Raw genomic sequence first — 16,837 nt, 5'->3', positions numbered from 1 at the left:
GGCTGGTGGCCGGCGGCGCGCGGCTGGACGGCTGGGCCAGCGGCGACGGCAGGCGGGTGGAACGCGACCGGGCGACCGGCGCGGTGCTGCTGGACGACCGGCCGCCGGACCGCGACGGGACCGTGCCGACCGCGCGGCTGGGCGTTCGGCGCGACCTGTCGCAGACCGTCTATGTGCGCGGCGCCACCTACGCCGGCTTCCGGCCGCCGACGCTCAACGAACTGCACCGGCCGTTCCGGGTCGGCAACGACGTCACCGAGGCGAACGCGGCGCTGGAGCCCGAGCGGCTGTACGGCGCGGAGCTGGGGACCGGCGGCGCCTTCGAGGGCGGCGGCTGGGCGCTGACCGCGTTCTGGAACCGGCTGGACGACCCGGTGACCAACGTCACCATCGGCTTCGGGCCGGGCACGTTCCCGCGCGCGGGCTTCATCCCGGCCGGCGGGGTGCTGCGCGAGCGGCGCAACGCCGGGGAGATCGACGCCGTGGGCGTGGAGGGCGAGGTCGCGCGCGACTTCGCTAGCGGGCTTCAGCTGCGCGCCGCCTTCGGCTTCACCGACGCGGAGGTCGACGGCGGGGCCGACGCGCCGCAACTGACCGGCAAGCGCCCGGCCCAGGCGCCGCAGTGGACGGTCACGGCCGGCGCCGTGTGGCAGGCGACGGCGCGGCTGCAGGCGCAGGCCGCCCTGCGCTACGAGAGCCTTCGGTTCGAGGACGACCTGAACACGCGCCGGCTCTCTCCAGCGCTCGGCGTCGACGCGCAGCTGTCCTGGAGCCTGACCGACACGGCCAGCCTCTATGTCGCCGCCGACAACCTGTTCGACGCCGACGTCGAGACCGGCGAGACCGCCGACGGGGTGGAGAGCTTCGGCCCGCCCCGCGCCCTGCGGCTGGGGCTGACCCTGCGCTCGCCGGGCGGCTGATCTCGCCCTGCACCGCGCGCGTGCGGATCGGCAAAGCCCCGGGCCTAGGCGCGCGCGCCCGCGCCCGGCACTCAGGGAGCCGAGTAAGGTTCGGGTCCATGGAAGAACGCATCGTCGCCCTGCCCCAAGGGCAGATCCGCGGAACCGCCGAGGGCGGGGTCGCGCGCTTCCTGGGCGTGCCCTACGCCGCAGCGCCGGTGGGCGCGCGCCGCTTCAAGGCGCCGGCGCCGGCGGAGCCGTGGGTGGGCGTGCGCGACTGCACCCGCTATGGGCCGAACGCGCCGCAGATCTCCAAGCCGTTCCCCGAGATCGAGATCGCGACCCTGGTCGGCGAGGGCTGGCGCAAGGGCGACGACTATCTGAACCTCAACGTCTGGGCCCCGGACGGGCCGGGCGGCGAGCGGCCGGTGATGGTGTTCATCCACGGCGGCGCCTTCATCGGCGGGGCCAACGACGCGCCGGTGCACGACGGCGGCGGCTTCGCCCGGTCCGGCGTCGTCTGCATCGCGATCAACTACCGCCTGGGCATCGACGGCTTCCTGCCCATCGAGGGCGTGCCGACCAATCTGGGCCTGCGCGACCAGATCGCCGCCCTGCAGTGGGTGCGCGACAACGCCGCCCGGTTCGGCGGGGACCCGGACAACGTCACCGTCTTCGGCGAGTCGGCCGGGGCCATGTCGGTGGCCAACCTGCTGGCCTCGCCCCTGGCCGAGGGCCTGTTCCGCCGGGCCATCGTGCAGAGCGGCCACGGCGAAATGGTGCGCACCCTGCCCGTCGCGCGGAAGGTGACGCGCCGGCTGGCCAAGCTGCTGAAGATCAAGCCGACGCTGGAGGGCTTTCGCTCCGTCCCGTTCGAGGCGGGGCTGGCGGCCCTGGACAAGGTGTCGGCGCCGCTGCCCGGCATCGACCTGCGCGAGCCGAACGGACGCGAGCCCAGCTACGGTCTCAGCCGCTTCCTGCCGGTGATCGGCGACGACGTGTTGCCCGAGCATCCGCATGCGGCCCTGGCCAAGGGGGCGGGCTCGAAGGTCGAGGTGCTGGTCGGCACCAATCGCGAGGAGATGAACATCTACTTCGTGCCGACGGGCGTCCGGGAGAAGGCGAGCGGCCTGCTGGCCTGGTTCTTCCTGGCCAAGTCGACGCCGCGGGCGCGCGACCTGCTGAAGGCCTACGGCCTTGGCCGCAAGGGCGTGAGGGGCGGCGACGCCCTGTCGGAGGCGACCCACGACGTGGTGTTCCGCCTGCCGGCCCGGCGCTTCGCCCAGGCGCACCAGGGACGCACCTGGTTCTACGAGTTCGACTGGCGCTCGCCGGCCTGCGGCGGGGAGCTGGGCGCCTGCCACGCCCTGGAGCTGCCCTTCGTGTTCGACACCCTGGCCTGCGCCACCGGCCCCCGGGGCTTCGTGGGCGAGAACCCGCCGCAGGGCCTGGCCGATCGCGCGCACGGCCTTTGGGTGACCTTCGCCAGCGGCCGCGACCTGCCCTGGCCGGCCTACGCGCACGGCTCGCGCGACGTCTATTCGATGGCCAAGGGCTACGCGTCCGCCGACGCCGACATGCCCGCGGCCCGCTTCTGGTCCTGAACCCGAGTCATTCCATGTATCTGAACAAGCTGCGGCTGGACGGCCGCGTGGCGCTGGTCACCGGTGGGGCCAGCGGCATCGGCCTCTCGTGCGCGCAGGCGCTGGCCGAGGCGGGCGCCAAGGTGACCCTGGCCGACCGCAGTCCCGAGCTGCTGGAGAAGGGGCTCGCCGAACTGGCGGCCAAGGGCTTCGCGGCCGAGGCGGCGGTCATGGACGTGACCGACTCCGCGCGGGTGACGGCGGTCGCCGACGAGCTGATGGCGCGGGCCGGGCGGATCGACGTGCTGGTCAACAACGCCGGCATCGCGCGCAGCGAGACCGCGGCGGAGGACGTGGCCGACGAGCACTGGCTGAACGTGCTGGACGTGAACCTGAACGGCAGCTTCTGGTGCGCGCGCGCCTTCGGCCGGCACATGCTGGCCCAGGGTTCGGGCTCGATCGTCAACGTCGGCTCGATGAGCGGCCTGATCGTCAACCGGCCCCAGCCGCAGAGCTACTACAACGCCTCCAAGGCGGCGGTGCACCAGCTGACCAAATCACTGGCCGCCGAGTGGGGCGCGCGCGGGGTGCGGGTCAACGCGGTGGCCCCGACCTACATCAACACCCCGATCAACGCCTTCGCCGACCGCTCCGGCGAGATGTACCGGCGCTGGATCGATTCCACGCCGATGGCGCGGCTGGGCGAGCCCGACGAGATCGCCTCGGTGGTGCACTTCCTGGCGTCCGACGCGGCCAGCCTGATGACCGGTTCGATCGTGGTGGTGGACGGCGGCTACACCTGCTGGTGAGCCGCCGGCGTCCCGGCTCCGGCCCATAATCCGGCCAAGCGATCGTGCCGCTCGGCACACTCGCCGGACCTATCAGACAGGTCGCGCCCCTGTAGCCTCACCGTACGACCAGCACCGTCAGAAGAGTGCGGCGAGGATAGGGAAACAGGGATGCGGATCAGGAAGATTCTGCTCGGGAGCGTGGCGTCGCTGGCGCTGCTCCCGACCGCGGCGCTGGCCGAGACGGCCTCCGCCGACACCGCCGCCACGGACACTGGCGACACCGTTCAAGAGATCGTCGTCACCGCCCGCAAGCGCGAGGAGAAGCTGCAGGAGGTGCCGATCGCGGTCACCGCCGTCAGCGGCGAGACCCTGGAGCGCCAGCAGGTCATCACGGTCAAGGACGTGGCCGCTTTCGCGCCCGGCCTGACCATCAACTCCGACGCGGTGGGCCGCGCCTTCGTCTCGATCCGCGGCATCGGCACGACCCTGATCGACACCGTCCAGCCGGGCGTCGGCATCTTCATCGACGGCATCTACCAGCCGAACACGTCGTACCTGAACAGCCCGACCCTGGACGTGGCGCAGATCGAAGTGCTGCGCGGCCCGCAGGGCACCCTGTTCGGCAACAACACGCTGGGCGGCGCGATCAACGTGATCAGCCGCGCGCCGACCGACGAGCTCACCGGCAAGATCACCGCCGACTACGCCGGCCCGGACAACTACCGCAGCCTGTCGGGCGTGGTCAGCGGGGCGCTGGTCGAGGGCAAGCTGCGCGGGCGCCTGGCGGCGTCCTACCACGCCCACGACGGCTTCTCGGAAAACACCCTGGCCGGCGGCGACGCGCGCCCGCTGGAGCAGCACTCGCTGAACGGCTCGCTGATTTGGGATCCGGCCGACGGCGCCCAGATCACGCTCGGCGCCTATTACGACCAGGTGCAGGGCAGCCAGACGGCGTATTCCAGCCTGTCCGGCCCGACCGACTACGTCCAGGACACGGCGCTGAACGTGAACAGCCTGGCGACCTATGACTACTGGGGCGCCAACCTGAAGGGCGTGTTCGATCTGGGCGAGCGGACCCAGATGACCGCCATCGCAGCCTATGACGACAAGAAGGGCCGCGCCTCGGGCGACGGCGACTACGGCCCGATCGACTTCCTGCGGACCACCGACGGCCGCAACAGCATGAAGACGGTCACCGGCGAGCTGCGCTTCGACACTCATTGGAGCGACCGCGTCTCGACCCTGGTCGGCGTGTTCGCCCAGTCGTCGGAGAGCAAGAACTCGGGGGTGAACACCATCGTGCCGTTCGGCATCTCGGCGCCCACGTCGGAGTCGAGCGAGCTGTCGTCGGCGGCGGTGTTCGGCACCGTGTTCTGGAGGATGACCGACACCCTCGAGCTGGCGGCGGGCCTGCGCTACGACCACCAGGAGCTGTCGGTCAGCTCGGCGGTGGCCGACTACGACGCCAGCGAGCTGCAGCCGCGCGTGACCCTGAGCCAGAAGTGGTCGCCGCGGAACATGACCTACGCCTCGGTGTCGCGCGGCTTCCGCGGCGGCGGCGCCAACGGTCCCGGCGCGCCCAACCCGATCTACCAGGGCGACTCGGTGTGGTCGTACGAGGTGGGCAACAAGTTCACCAGCGCCGACCACAAGCTGATCCTGAACGTCGCGGCCTATTACAACGACTATTCGGACTACATCGGCCAGAACAGCCTGGCGCCCTGCACCTGCGGGGTCGGCTTCGTCGCCATCAACCTGAACAGCGGCGACGTCGAGAGCTACGGGGCCGAGCTGGAGGCCACCTGGAAGGCGACCGAGCGGTTCACCCTGCAGGGCGGCGCCACCTGGAACCACACCCGCATCACCGACGGCTCGCAGTACGAGGCGACCACCGGCATGGCGCTGGCCAGCGACCGCATCCTGTTCCAGCCGGACTGGAACTTCTTCACGACGGCCTCCTACGTCCTGCCGCTGGGGTCGGATGACCTGCGCTTCGACGGCACGCTGATCGGCAAGGGCGACCGCATGGGCTCGACCCTGAGCCCGACCTTCCAGCCGGAGATGGAGAAGTACTTCCTGGTCAACGCCAACGTGACCTGGACCCACGACGACTGGACGCTGGGCCTGTTCGCGACCAACCTGTTCGACGAGAAGTACTACGAGACCTATCTCGACCAGTCGCTGCTGGCCGCGACCGGGCTTCCGGCCCCGCTGGTCCGCAACCTCGGCATCGCCGGCGACGGCCGCCGGGTCGGCGTCCGCCTGAAGTACGCTTTCTAGTTCCTCCCTGAGTGCCGCGGGCGGGGCGCCTCGCGCGTCCCGCCCGTCCCCTTCGATCGAGCCTGGCTCCGCCGCCCGGGGCCGAAAGGTGCGATGATGACCGCGTTGCTGGACACCCCGACCGCCGCCGCCCTGCCGGCCGACCTCGAGCGCGCCCTGCGCGCCCTGCTCGGCGAGCGCTTCACCACGGCCGCGGCCGCCCGCCAGGCGCACGGCCAGAACGAAACCCATTTCGAGACCTTGCTGCCCGACGCGGTGGCCTATGCGCGCACCACCGAGGAGGTGGTCGCCATCGTGAACCTGTGCCGCGAGCACAAAACGCCGATCGTCCCGTTCGGGGCCGGCACCTCGGTCGAAGGCAACATCACCCCGGTGCGCGGCGGGATCAGCCTCGACCTGTCGGACATGACCCGCATCCTGTCGGTCAACGCCGAGGACTTCGACTGCACGGTCGAGGCCGGCGTGCGCCGCGAGCAGCTGAACGAACACCTGCGCGACAAGGGTCTGTTCTTCCCGATCGACCCGGGCGCCAACGCCACCATCGGCGGCATGGCCGCCACCCGCGCGTCGGGCACCAACGCGGTCCGCTACGGCACGATGCGCGAGGCGGTGCTGTCGCTGAGGGTGGTCACCCCCGACGGCAAGGACATCCGCACCTCGCGGCGCGCGCGCAAGTCGGCGGCCGGCTACGACCTGACCCGGCTGATGATCGGCTCCGAAGGGACGCTGGGGATCATCACCGAGGTGACGCTTCGCCTGCACGGCATTCCCGAGGTGATCTCCTCGGCCGTCTGCAGCTTCGAGACCCTGGACGGCGCGGTCGACACGGTGGTGCAGGCGATCCAGCTGGGCATCCCGCTGGCCCGCGTCGAGATCCTCGACGACGTGCAGATGCGGGCGGTGAACCGCTGGTCGAAGCTCGACTATCCGGAGCAGACCACCCTGTTCTTCGAATTCCACGGCTCGGAGACGCACGTCGCCGACCAGGTGGCCATGACCGCCGAGCTGGCGGCCGCCAACGGCGGCGGGGCCTTCAAGTGGTCGAACCTGCCGGAGGAGCGCAACCGGCTGTGGAAGGCCCGGCACGAGGCCTATTACGCCGCCGTCGGCCTGCGGCCCGGCTGTGTCGGCTGGCCCACCGACGTGTGCGTGCCGATCGGCCGGCTGGCGGAGTGTATCGCGCAGACCAAGCGCGACCTGGAGACCGCCTCCATCCCCGCGCCGATCCTGGGTCACGTCGGCGACGGCAACTTCCACGTGGTGTTCGTCATCGATCCGAACAAACCGGAGGAGGAAGCCGAGGCGCGGGCCCTGAACGCTCGCATGGTCGAGCGGGCGCTGGCGATGGACGGCACCTGCACCGGCGAGCACGGCATCGGCCTGGGCAAGCAGGACTGGCTGGAGCGCGAGCTGGGCGAGGCCGTCGACCTGATGCGCACCATCAAGCGGGCCATGGACCCGCACGACCTGTTCAACCCCGGCAAGGTGTTCAGCCTGTGAGCGCCGGCGTCGTGCGACGTTCGGACCTGTCTGACAGGTGATTGCCAAGCTGTCAGACAGGTGGCAGGCTCATCCTCAAGCCCGTTTACAAGGGTACCCGAGGATGACGCCCAAGCTATCGACGACCGCCCCCGAGGCGGTCGCGGAGATCATCGTGGTCTCCCCTGAAATGACCGCCGTGATCGGCGCCGGACCGCTCGGCGACGCGCCGGTCCCGGCCGACCCGGTCACCCTGACCTTCGAATTCGGACCGCAGCCCAGCCTGCGCCTGGGCGCGGCGACCCGCCCGCCGGTCGGCTGCCGCCTGGTGTTCCTGGTGGCCCGCGAGGCGGTCCTGCGGATCGGCGGCGCCCGGCTGCTCGACGCCGAACGCCAGGCCTTCCACCTGCCCGGCGCCCTGCGCGGCATCGCCGTGGCCCTGCGCGACGCGCCGGTCTCGGCCGAGGCCCGCTCGACCTACCGGCTGGCCAAGAGCATCGAGCTGCTGTGCGAGGCGATCCGCCTGTTCGACGCCGGCGAGCTGGCCCCGCTGAGCCGCGAGGGCGGGCTGTCGCCGGCCGACACCCGCCGGGTGATGGCGGCGCGCCGCATGATCGAGGAGCGCTGGACGGAGAAGCTGACCCTGGACGGCATAGCCCGCGCCTGCGGCCTGAACCGCACCAAGCTGGCCAAGGGCTTCCGCGAACTGTTCGACTGCACCGTGGCCGAAGCCCTGGCCGAGCAGCGCCTGGCCCTGGCCGGCCGGCTGCTGCTGACCACCGACCTGCCGGTGTCGCTGGTCGGCTACGAGGCCGGCTACCTGAACAACGCCAGCTTCGCCCGGGCCTTCGGCCGCCATTTCGGCCGCTCGCCCTCCGACTACCGCGCGCTGGGAATGGCGGCCTGACATGAGCGACGTCTCTCTCGCCGACCGCCGCGAGGGCGGCTCCCGGGTCCAGCACGCCATGCAGGCGGTGACCGACCACATCCGCGTCCAGGGCCTGCGGGTCGGCGACAGCTTGCCGGGCGAGGCCTTCTTCTCGGCCTCCCTGGGCGTCAGCCGCCCGGTCATGCGCGAAGCCTTCGGCGCGCTGGCGGCGCTCCGCCTGATCGACGTCGGCAACGGCCGCAAGCCGCGGGTCGCCGCCATGGACGGCTCGGTGTTCGCCACGTCGCTGGATCACGCCATCAGCACCGCCCAGATCGGCGTGCCCGACGTGTGGGAGGTGCGCCGCACCATCGAGCAGCGCACCGCCGCCCTGGCCGCCGTTCAGCGCAGCGAGGCCGAGGCCGCCGGCATCCTCGCCCTGGCCGAGGCCATGGCCGCCAGCGAGGCCGATCTCGAGCAGCTGACCGACCACGACATCGCCTTCCACGAGGCGATCGCGCGGGCCAGCCACAACCCGCTGTTCGTGCAGATCGTCGCCTCGTTCCGGCACCTGATGACGGTGGCCGTGCCGGCCGCCTGGGGCACGCGCGTGGCGCTCACCCACCGGCAGCTGATGATCGAGCGCCACCGCGCGGTCGCCGCCGCCATCGCCGCCAAGGATCCGGTCGCCGCGGCCGCGGCCATGGACGACCACTTCGACACCTCCATCGGCGACATCCTGAAGGGGATGTCGGACAGAAAGGGCTGATCCGCGTGACCTCCGAGACCTTGACGGGCGCCGCCGAGGCGCCCGCGCCCGCCCGCGCGCGCGGACACCTGGCGTCGCTGTTGCTGCTGGCCCTGACCGTCACCAGCGCCTCGGCCGTCCGGGTGCTGTTCAGCCCCCTGCAGGAGGCCGCCAAGGCCGACCTGCGCCTCGACGACTTCCAGATCAGCCTGGTGCAGGGCCTTGCGGCGTCCATCCCGATCGCCCTGATGGCGGTGCCGGTCGGCCGCATGACCGACCGTGGCCGGCGGGTCTGGCTGCTGGCGGCCATGGCGGTGCTGTGGAGCGTCGGCAGCGTCATGACCGCCTACGCCGACGGCTTCGCCTGGCTGTTCGTGGCCCGCATGCTGTCCGGCGTCGGCGCGGTCTGCGCCCTGCCGGTGGCCATCTCTCTGGCCGCCGACCTCAGCGCGCCCGAGCGGCGCGGCCGCTCGCTGCTGCTGCTGACCCTGGGCACCATGGTCGGCGGCGCGTCGGCCTTTGCGATCGGCGGCGCCCTGTTCGGCGCGCTGGGCGAAACCCCGGTGCTGGGCCTGGCGCCCTGGCGCGGCGTGCAGCTGATCTTCGGCCTGGTCAGCGCCGTCCTGGTGCTGCCGCTGCTGCCGATGCGCGAGCCGGCCCGGCGCGAGGTGGTCAAGGACGCCGCGGCGCTGGGCCCGGCGCTGCGCGAACTGTGGGCGCTCCGCGGCTTCCTGCTGCCGCTGTTCCTGGGCCAGATCGGCGTGGTCATGGCCGACACCGCCGCCACCGTCTGGGCGGCTCCGATCCTGACCCGCGACTTCGGCCAGCAGCCGGCCCAGTTCGCGGGCTGGATGGGCCTGGCCATCCTGGGCTCGGGCCTGGTCGGTTCGGTGCTGGGCGGGTTCGCCGCCGACGCCGGCCAGAAGGCCAAGAGCTCAGGCGGCGTGCTGTACGGCGCGGCGATCGTGTCGGTGCTCGCCATTCCGGCGGCCCTGTTCCCGATCATGCCCAGCGTCGCCGGCTTCGGCTGGGTGCTGGCGGCGCTGCTGCTCGCCGGCTCGGCCTGCGGGCTGATCACCACCACGGCGTTGGCGGTGCTGGTGCCCAACGAGATCCGCGGCGTGTGCGTGGCGACCTTCCTGGTCGTCGCGTCGGTGGTGGGACTGGGCCTCGCGCCCACCCTGGTCACCCTGGGCAGCGACGCGCTGGGCGGCGAGACGCACCTGGCCCTGTCGCTGGCGATCACCGGCGTGGCGGTCAACGTTCTGTCGGCCTTGGGCTTCCTGATCGCCACGCGCACGGCGCCCCGGCGCGTGGGCGCGTGATGACGCACGCGCCCCTCTACGGCTGCGTCGAGGCCGGCGGCACCAAGTTCGTGGTCGCCGCCGCCCGTGGGCCGGACGCCCTGATCGAGCCGGCGCGGATCGCGACGACCACGCCGGCCGAAACCCTGGCGGCGGCCGTAGCGCACCTGCGCGGGATCGCCGAGCGGCACGGCCCGTTCGCCGCGATCGGCGTCGCCAGCTTCGGGCCGGTGGATCCGGACCCCCAGTCGCCGCGCTGGGGCCGCATCGTCGAGACGCCTAAGCCCGGGTGGAGCGACACCGACCTGGCCGGGGAGATCGGCCGAGCCTTCGGCTGTCCGGTCGGGTTCGACACCGACGTCAACGGCGCGGTGCTGGCGGAGGCCGCCTGGGGCGCGGCCCAGGGTGTGGACGTCGCCAGCTATGTGACCGTGGGGACTGGCCTCGGCGCCGGCGTGCTGATCGGCGGGCGGCTGGTGCACGGCACGCGTCACCCCGAAATGGGCCACTTCCGGCCGGTTCGGCACCCGGCCGACCTCGACTATCCGGGGTCGTGTCCGTGGCACGGCGGCTGCCTGGAGGGACTGGCCTGCGGGGTGGCGATCAAGGCCCGCTGGGGCGCGTCGCTGGGCGGGCTGCCGCCGGACCATGTCGGCCACGAGGTGATCGCCTCATACCTGGCTCAACTGGTGATCACCCAGCAGGCGGTGCTGGCGGTGCGGCGGGTGATCCTGGGCGGCGGGGTGATGGACACGCCGGGCCTGCTGGAGCGGGTACGCCGCCAGGCGGCGGTGCTGGCCGGCGGTTATTTCGGCCCGGCCGCGTCGGACTACGAGGCGTTGGTGGTCCGGCCGGGGCTGGGGGACCGCTCGGGCGTGCTGGGGGCGCTGCGGCTGGCTCAGGCGGCCGGCCGGTGACCCCGTAAAAGTCCGGACGCCGTTAACGGTCCGACGACACGCGCGTCTTAACTCTGAAGCTCCGTAGTCGGATGGTGCTTCGTGAGTACAGCTGATCTTCGCGGCCCCGCGCCCGTCCAGGAGGACCGCGACCAACTTCAGGCGAGGTTGGGGCGTCTGGAACGCATCGTCGCCGTGCAGTCGCTGCTGTGCAGCCAGCGGGTCGATCTCGGCGAGTTCATGCAGGTCATCGTCGACCGGGTGGTCGAGATCACCTCCGCCGAGGGCGTGATCGTCGAGCTCGTCGAGGGCGAGGACATGGTCTATCGCGCCGTCGACCCGGCGCGGGCGGAACACCTCGGGCTGCGGCTGGCGCGCGCGGGGACGCTGTCCGGCTTGTGCGTGGAGCTTGGCGAGACCCTCTACTGTCGCGACGCCGAGGACGACGCCCGGGTGAACCGGGAGGCCTGCCGCCGGGTCGGGTTGCGTTCGATGGTCTGCGTTCCGTTGTTCGAGGCGGGGCGGCCGGTGGGCGCCCTGAAGGCGCTGTCGCCGAAGGTCGACGCCTTCACCGACGACGACGTCGAGCTCCTGACCATGCTGGCCCAGGCCCTGGGCGCGGCGCTGGCGCGCGAGGTCAATCTGGAAGCCCGGCGCGCCGCCGAGGAAAACTACAAGGCCGCGGCGGCCGCCGCCGAGCGCGCGGCCGCGGTGAAGTCCGAGTTCCTGGCCAATATGAGCCACGAGATCCGCACCCCGCTGACCAGCATCATCGGCTTTGCGGGCCTGCTCGCCGACAGCGGGCGACTGGGGACTGAGGAGGCGGACTGGGTGTCGCGCATCCACGTGGCCTCCGACGCCCTGCTGAGCGTCATCAACGACGTGCTGGACTATTCGAAGCTCGAGGCCGGCGCGACCGAGCTCGATCCCGCGCCCTTCCGCCTGAACGAGCTGGTCCACGACGCCGCCGGTCTGGTGGCCCAGCAGGCTGGCAAACGCGGCCTGGCGCTGGACATGGCGGTCGAGCGGGACGACCTGCGGCTGGTCGGGGACGCCGGGCGGCTGCGCCAGGTGCTGCTGAACTTCCTGTCCAACGCCGTGAAGTTCACCGCCAGCGGCGGGGTTACGGTCCGCGCCGCCGCCCGATCGGCGGGCGAGGGCAGGGTGGGGCTGCGCGTCGAGGTGGTCGACACCGGCATCGGCGTTCCGGCCGAAAAGCTCGAGCAGCTGTTCGAACGCTTCGTCCAGGCCGACGGCTCGATCTCGCGCCGCTTCGGCGGCACGGGCTTGGGGCTGGCCATCTCGCGCCGGCTGATCGGCATGATGGGCGGCGAGATCGGCGCGCACAGCCAGCCGGGCGAAGGCTCGACCTTCTGGTTCGAGGTCGAGCTGCCGCTGGCGGAGGATTTTGCGACCGAAGCCCCGGCCGCCGCGGGTCCGCTCAGCGCCGCGCGCGTGCTGCTGGCCGACGACGCCGAGGCCAACCGCGTGCTGGTCGCGACCCTCCTGGGCGCCATGGGCCTGGAGGTCGACACGGTCGCCAACGGCGCCGAAGCCGTCGCGGCCGTGCAGGCGCGCGACTACGACCTGGTGCTTATGGACGTGCACATGCCGGTGATGGACGGTCTGGAGGCCACCCGCGCCATCCGCGCCCTGGCGCCCAGCCGCGAAGCCCTGCCCATCCTGGCCCTGACCGCCGACGTGCAGCCCGAGCACGTCGCCCGCTGCCGCGCCGCCGGCATGGACGACCACGTCGGCAAGCCGATCGTGCCGGCCCAGCTCTACGCCGCGCTCAGCCAGCGGCTGGCGGCCTAGCTGGAGGGCGCTGTCGCCGCGTTTGGCTGAAATTGCGGCAGGCTTGTCGTTTCCGACACGCCGTCGATCCGGTCTTCTGAGGCGGCCTTCGATGGACGCAGCGGAGAACGAGATGTCCAGCTCAGCAAACCAAAGCGGCGGCCGCCTCGGCCGTCTCGGCCACCTTGGCGCGGCCGTTCTGATCGGCGCCCTGATGATCGCCGGCGCGGTCGACGCCGCCGGCCTCGACACCTCGCTGGACCGGTCGACCGACCAGGGCGTGTTCCACGTCCAGCTGCACAGCGCCGTGACGCCGATTCCGCTGTCGAAGGTGCACCGGTGGACCGTCCACCTCACCGACGCGGCCGGACGCCCGGTGGACGGGGCCGAGCTGGCGGTCGACGGCGGCATGCCCGAGCACGGCCACGGCCTGCCCACCGCGCCGCGCGCGACGCCCGCCGCCACGCCCGGCGACTACGTCATCAACGGCGTGAAGTTCTCGATGACCGGCTGGTGGGAGCTGAAGCTGAAGGTCCGCGCGCCCGACGGGCGATCCGACCGCATCACCTTCAACGTCGTCCTGTGAGCCGGCGCACGCCCCTCGTCGGCGCGGCGGTGGCCGCCGTGCTGCTGGCCTTCACCACGGCCGCCGCCCCGCCGACCTGGTCCGACGGCGAGCTGAAAACCCTGAAGAGCCTCTGGATCGCGGAGCTGGGCGCGCCGCCCGCCGATCCGTCCAACCGCGTCGCCGACAACCCCGCCGCGGCGCGGCTGGGCGAGGCCCTGTTCTCCGATGCGAGGCTGAGCGCGAACGGGAAGGTGTCGTGCGCCAGCTGCCACCAGCCGGACCACGCCTTCACCGACGCCCGCCCGACCGGCCGCGGGGTCGGCACGGGCGCGCGCCGCACCATGCCGGTCGCGCCGGCGGTCCATTCGCCCTGGCAGTTCTGGGACGGGCGCGCCGACAGCCTGTGGGCCCAGGCGCTGGGGCCGGTGGAGAACCCGGTCGAGCACGGCTTCACGCGCACCGAGGTTGCGCGGGTCGTGGCCGCCCACTATCGCGGTCCGTACGAAAAGCTGTTCGGACCGATGCCCGACCTGAGCGATCGCGGGCGGTTTCCCCTGCGCGCCTCACCGGTCGGCGACGCCGCGGCTCGGGCCGCCTGGGCGCGCATGGCGCCCGCCGACCAGGCGGCCGTCGACCGGGTCTTCGCCGACTTCGGCAAGGCGGTGGCCGCCTACGAACGCACCCTGAGGGTCCGCCCCGGCCGGTTCGACGACTATCTGGCCGGCGTGTTCGGCGCGCCGGGCCGGCATGCGCGCCTGTCGGCGGACGAGGCGGCGGGCCTGCGGCTGTTCATCGGCAAGGCCCGGTGCGCGACCTGCCACAACGGCCCGCTGCTGACCAACAACGGCTTCGCCAACACCGGCGTGCCGGCCCGCACCGGCGCGGCCCCCGACCTCGGTCGGGCGGCCGGCGTGCGCCAGGCGGTGGACAGTCCGTTCAACTGCAAGGGCCGATACAGCGACGCGGACGGCGAAGGCTGTGACGAGCTGGAGTTCGCCGTGGTCGACGATCCCGCCCAGGTCCGGGCCTACAAGGTCCCGTCGCTGCGGGGCGTCAGCCGCCGCGCGCCGTACATGCACGCGGGCCAGTTCGCGACCCTGGATCAGGTGCTCGACCACTACAGCCGCGCGCCGGCGGCGCCGGACGGGACGTCGGAGCTGCGGACGCTGGACCTCAGCGCCGACGAACGGCGCCAGATCATCGCCTTCCTGCGCACCCTCGATGAACAGCCGGAGCGCCGTCCGTGACCCCCGAAACCGCCCCGCCCCGGCGCGTCGCCGTGCTGATGTTCGACGACGTCGAGGTGCTCGACTTCGCAGGTCCCTTCGAGGTGTTCGGCGTCGCCCGCGGGCCCGACGAGACCTTCGCCTTCGAGGTGTTCACCGTCGCCCTGGAGGCCGGTCCCGTGGTCGCGCGCAACGGCCTCTGCGTGAACCCCCACGCCTGCGCCGCCGACATCGGCCGGGTCGACGTGCTGGTCGTGCCCGGGGGGCGCGGCACGCGGCGGGAGATGGGCCGGCCGGACATGCTGGAGTTCGTGCGCGCCGCCAGCGCGCAGGCGCAGCTCACTCTGTCGGTCTGCACCGGGGCGCTGATCCTGGGCGCGGCCGGCCTGCTTCGCGGGCTGGCGGCGACCACGCACTACGCCGCCCTGAACGAGCTGCGCGCGCTCGACTGCGCCCGGGTGCTGCCGCGGGCGCGGGTGGTGGACAACGGCCGGATCCTGACCGCCACAGGCGTCAGCGCGGGCATCGACGGGGCGCTGCACGTCGTCGCCCGCACGCTGGGCGAAGCGCACGCGGCCGAGACCGCCCGCTACATGCAGTACGACTGGCGTCGCCGCCGGGTCGCCCGCTGGAGCCCGCCGGGCTAGCCCGCCGCCGGTCGCCGGCCGAAGCGGGCGCGGTAGTCCCCCGGCGTCGCGCCGACGCGCTTGTGGAAGGCGCGGTGCAGGGCGTCGGAGCTGCCGAAGCCGGAGCGGTCGGCGACGCGCGCCAGGGGCCAGTCGGAGGTTTCCAGCAGGGCCTTGGCGCGATCGACCCGGGCCATTTCGACGAAGGCGGCCGGCGTCGTGCCGGTCTCCTTCACGAAGATGCGGCTGAAGGTGCGCTCGGTCATGCCGACCTGGTCGGCGAGGCTGGGCAGGCTGCGGTCGCCGCTCGGGTCGGCGCTGACCTCGGCGATCAGGGTGCGGATCTTGGGCGTCGCCGCCGTCTGCACGTTCAGGCCGGCGCTGTACTGGGTCTGGCCGCCGGGCCGGCGCATGAACAGGACGAGGTTGCGGGCGACCGCCAGCGCCACCTCCGGCCCGCAGTCCTCCTCGACGAAGGACAGGCACAGGTCGATCCCCGCGGTCACGCCGGCCGAGGTGTAGAACGGCGGATCGGCCACGAAGATCGCGTCGGGCTCCAGCCGGACGTCCGGGCGGAAGGTCCGCATCACGTCGCAGACCTCCCAGTGGGTGGTGGCGCGCCGGCCGTCGAGCATGCCCGCGGCGGCCAGCACGAAGGCGCCCGAACAGACGCTGCCGACGCGCCGGGTCGTCCGCGCCCGCGCGTTCAGCCAGGCCAGGATCGAGGCCTCGCCCATGGAGCGCAGGCCGGGCTCGTCGCCGCCGCCGACCAGGATGGTGTCGAGATCGTCCGGCAGGTCCGCCAGGGCGACCGTGTCCGCCAGCTTGACGCCGGAATTGCAGACGATGTCGCCGCCGTCCGGCGAGGCGAGGATGGGCTCATAGGCGCGAACGCCGCTGAACCGGTTGGCCATCGCGAACACCTCGAACGGCCCGGTCAGGTCCAGCGACTGCACGCCGCGATAGCCGACGAGCGCGATCTTGCGGGGAGGGGTCGAAACGGAGGCCATGGCGGAAAGTGCGGTTCATCCGTCGTTTCGGCAAGACCGCGCGCCGCCTACCAATCGTCTCGCCCCGGCCGCCCCGGTCCGGACCCGACAACCTCGGTGCGAGACCATGGAATATCTGATCGGCGCCGGCCTGGCGCTGGGAGTGGCCCTGCTGGGCGCCCTGACCCGCCACGACCGCCGGCGCGCCTACTACCCGCTGGTGCTGGTCGTCATCGCCGGCTTCTACGACGTGTTCGCCATCCGGGCGGGCTCCGCCTCGGCCCTGGGCGCCGAGACGATCGGCTTGGTCGCCTTCGCGATCCTGGCGGCGATCGGCCTTCGGACCAGCCTGTGGGTCGTGGTGCTTGGCCTGGTCGCCCACGGCCTGTTCGACCTCCTGCGCGGCGACCTGATCGCCAACCCCGGCGTGCCGGCGTGGTGGCCGCCGTTCTGCTTCGCCTACGACCTGGTCGCCGCCGCGTGGCTGGCTCTGCAGCTGTCGCGGCCGCGCTCGCCCAGGCCGAGCGCGGCCTGACCCGCGCCGCCGCCCGACGCGCGTCCGCGCGTGGCGGAAATCGCGATTGATCTGACGTTTTCGCCAAAACCGGGGCCGCCTAGTGGTCGAGCCTCACCCCTGGAGCCATCCATGCGCAGCCTTCACGCCTCCCTCGCCCTCGCGGCCCTCAGCGCCCTTCCCGTCGCCGCCCCGGCCGCGACCCCGCCGGCGCCGGCGGCCGCCGTCGCCGCACCGTCCGGCCTGATCCTGCCCGCGCCCAAGGCGGGGCG

15 protein-coding genes are annotated in these 16,837 nt (G+C 72.5%); 14 read left to right on the top strand and 1 reads right to left on the bottom strand.

The features are described from left to right. The 13 genes from G3573_RS11805 to G3573_RS11745 all read left to right on the top strand — a co-directional run. On the top strand, window positions 1–920 hold a 920-nt coding region (locus G3573_RS11805), incomplete at its 5' end, for a TonB-dependent receptor (RefSeq protein ID WP_163261283.1). Window positions 921–1,018: 98 nt separating this feature from the next. Further along, window positions 1,019–2,503 (top strand): carboxylesterase family protein, encoded by a 1,485-nt coding sequence (locus G3573_RS11800; RefSeq protein WP_163261282.1) that lies wholly within the window; start codon window positions 1,019–1,021, stop codon window positions 2,501–2,503. A 14-nt stretch (window positions 2,504–2,517) separates the two neighbouring features. Continuing rightward, window positions 2,518–3,291 (top strand): SDR family oxidoreductase, encoded by a 774-nt coding sequence (locus G3573_RS11795; protein ID WP_163261281.1) that lies wholly within the window; start codon window positions 2,518–2,520, stop codon window positions 3,289–3,291. 150 nt (window positions 3,292–3,441) lie between these two features. Then, window positions 3,442–5,553 carry a TonB-dependent receptor gene (locus G3573_RS11790; RefSeq protein WP_163261280.1) on the top strand — a complete coding sequence of 704 codons (2,112 nt, stop codon included), beginning with the start codon at window positions 3,442–3,444 and terminating at the stop codon, window positions 5,551–5,553. A 96-nt stretch (window positions 5,554–5,649) separates the two neighbouring features. After that, a complete protein-coding gene (locus tag G3573_RS11785; protein ID WP_163261279.1) occupies window positions 5,650–7,053 on the top strand; it encodes an FAD-linked oxidase C-terminal domain-containing protein in 1,404 nt (467 codons plus the stop codon). 103 nt (window positions 7,054–7,156) lie between these two features. Beyond that, window positions 7,157–7,939, top strand: coding sequence for an AraC family transcriptional regulator (locus G3573_RS11780; RefSeq protein ID WP_163261278.1), 783 nt, complete (start codon window positions 7,157–7,159; stop codon window positions 7,937–7,939). Between the two features lies 1 nt (window position 7,940). Beyond that, window positions 7,941–8,669 (top strand): FCD domain-containing protein, encoded by a 729-nt coding sequence (locus tag G3573_RS11775; protein ID WP_163261277.1) that lies wholly within the window; start codon window positions 7,941–7,943, stop codon window positions 8,667–8,669. Between the two features lie 5 nt (window positions 8,670–8,674). Next, window positions 8,675–9,973: an MFS transporter gene (locus tag G3573_RS11770; protein ID WP_163261276.1), complete on the top strand. Its 1,299-nt coding sequence runs from the start codon at window positions 8,675–8,677 to the stop codon at window positions 9,971–9,973. After that, window positions 9,973–10,869 (top strand): ROK family protein, encoded by an 897-nt coding sequence (locus G3573_RS11765; RefSeq protein ID WP_163261275.1) that lies wholly within the window; start codon window positions 9,973–9,975, stop codon window positions 10,867–10,869. Before G3573_RS11770 ends, G3573_RS11765 begins: the two co-directional genes overlap by 1 nt. 81 nt (window positions 10,870–10,950) lie before the next feature. After that, on the top strand, window positions 10,951–12,663 hold the full coding sequence (locus G3573_RS11760) for an ATP-binding protein (protein ID WP_163261274.1): 1,713 nt from the start codon (window positions 10,951–10,953) through the stop codon (window positions 12,661–12,663). A gap of 112 nt (window positions 12,664–12,775) precedes the next feature. Next, window positions 12,776–13,228: a FixH family protein gene (locus tag G3573_RS11755; protein ID WP_163261273.1), complete on the top strand. Its 453-nt coding sequence runs from the start codon at window positions 12,776–12,778 to the stop codon at window positions 13,226–13,228. Then, complete coding sequence (locus tag G3573_RS11750) at window positions 13,225–14,457, top strand: cytochrome c peroxidase (RefSeq protein WP_205598220.1); 1,233 nt, start codon at window positions 13,225–13,227, stop codon at window positions 14,455–14,457. Before G3573_RS11755 ends, G3573_RS11750 begins: the two co-directional genes overlap by 4 nt. Then, window positions 14,454–15,083 (top strand): DJ-1/PfpI family protein, encoded by a 630-nt coding sequence (locus tag G3573_RS11745; RefSeq protein WP_205598219.1) that lies wholly within the window; start codon window positions 14,454–14,456, stop codon window positions 15,081–15,083. Before G3573_RS11750 ends, G3573_RS11745 begins: the two co-directional genes overlap by 4 nt. Here G3573_RS11745 and G3573_RS11740 read toward each other — a convergent pair. Further along, on the bottom strand, window positions 15,080–16,072 hold the full coding sequence (locus G3573_RS11740) for a GlxA family transcriptional regulator (RefSeq protein ID WP_163261272.1): 993 nt from the start codon (window positions 16,070–16,072) through the stop codon (window positions 15,080–15,082). The two genes, G3573_RS11745 and G3573_RS11740, sit on opposite strands and share 4 nt — an antisense overlap. 106 nt (window positions 16,073–16,178) lie before the next feature. On the opposite strand from G3573_RS11740, the gene G3573_RS11735 reads away from it, so the two are divergent. Further along, a complete protein-coding gene (locus G3573_RS11735) occupies window positions 16,179–16,586 on the top strand; it encodes a hypothetical protein (RefSeq protein ID WP_163261271.1) in 408 nt (135 codons plus the stop codon). Window positions 16,587–16,837: the final 251 nt, after the last annotated feature.

The organism is Caulobacter sp. 17J65-9 (assembly GCF_010975005.1).
Taxonomy (GTDB): Bacteria; Pseudomonadota; Alphaproteobacteria; order Caulobacterales; family Caulobacteraceae; genus 17J80-11.
Note: the sequence above shows the minus strand (reverse complement) of the source record. Positions and strands in the feature narration are given on the sequence as shown.

Excerpts from the sequence above, each read along its gene's own strand:
- G3573_RS11740 (WP_163261272.1), bottom strand. The coding sequence starts at position 16,072 with ATGGCCTCCGTTTCGACCCCTCCCCGCAAGATCGCGCTCGTCGGCTAT.
- G3573_RS11800 (WP_163261282.1), top strand. The coding sequence starts at position 1,019 with ATGGAAGAACGCATCGTCGCCCTGCCCCAAGGGCAGATCCGCGGAACC.
- G3573_RS11765 (WP_163261275.1), top strand. The coding sequence starts at position 9,973 with ATGACGCACGCGCCCCTCTACGGCTGCGTCGAGGCCGGCGGCACCAAG.
- G3573_RS11780 (WP_163261278.1), top strand. The coding sequence starts at position 7,157 with ATGACGCCCAAGCTATCGACGACCGCCCCCGAGGCGGTCGCGGAGATC.
- G3573_RS11795 (WP_163261281.1), top strand. The coding sequence starts at position 2,518 with ATGTATCTGAACAAGCTGCGGCTGGACGGCCGCGTGGCGCTGGTCACC.
- G3573_RS11775 (WP_163261277.1), top strand. The coding sequence starts at position 7,941 with ATGAGCGACGTCTCTCTCGCCGACCGCCGCGAGGGCGGCTCCCGGGTC.
- G3573_RS11735 (WP_163261271.1), top strand. The coding sequence starts at position 16,179 with ATGGAATATCTGATCGGCGCCGGCCTGGCGCTGGGAGTGGCCCTGCTG.
- G3573_RS11755 (WP_163261273.1), top strand. The coding sequence starts at position 12,776 with ATGTCCAGCTCAGCAAACCAAAGCGGCGGCCGCCTCGGCCGTCTCGGC.
- G3573_RS11785 (WP_163261279.1), top strand. The coding sequence starts at position 5,650 with ATGACCGCGTTGCTGGACACCCCGACCGCCGCCGCCCTGCCGGCCGAC.
- G3573_RS11790 (WP_163261280.1), top strand. The coding sequence starts at position 3,442 with ATGCGGATCAGGAAGATTCTGCTCGGGAGCGTGGCGTCGCTGGCGCTG.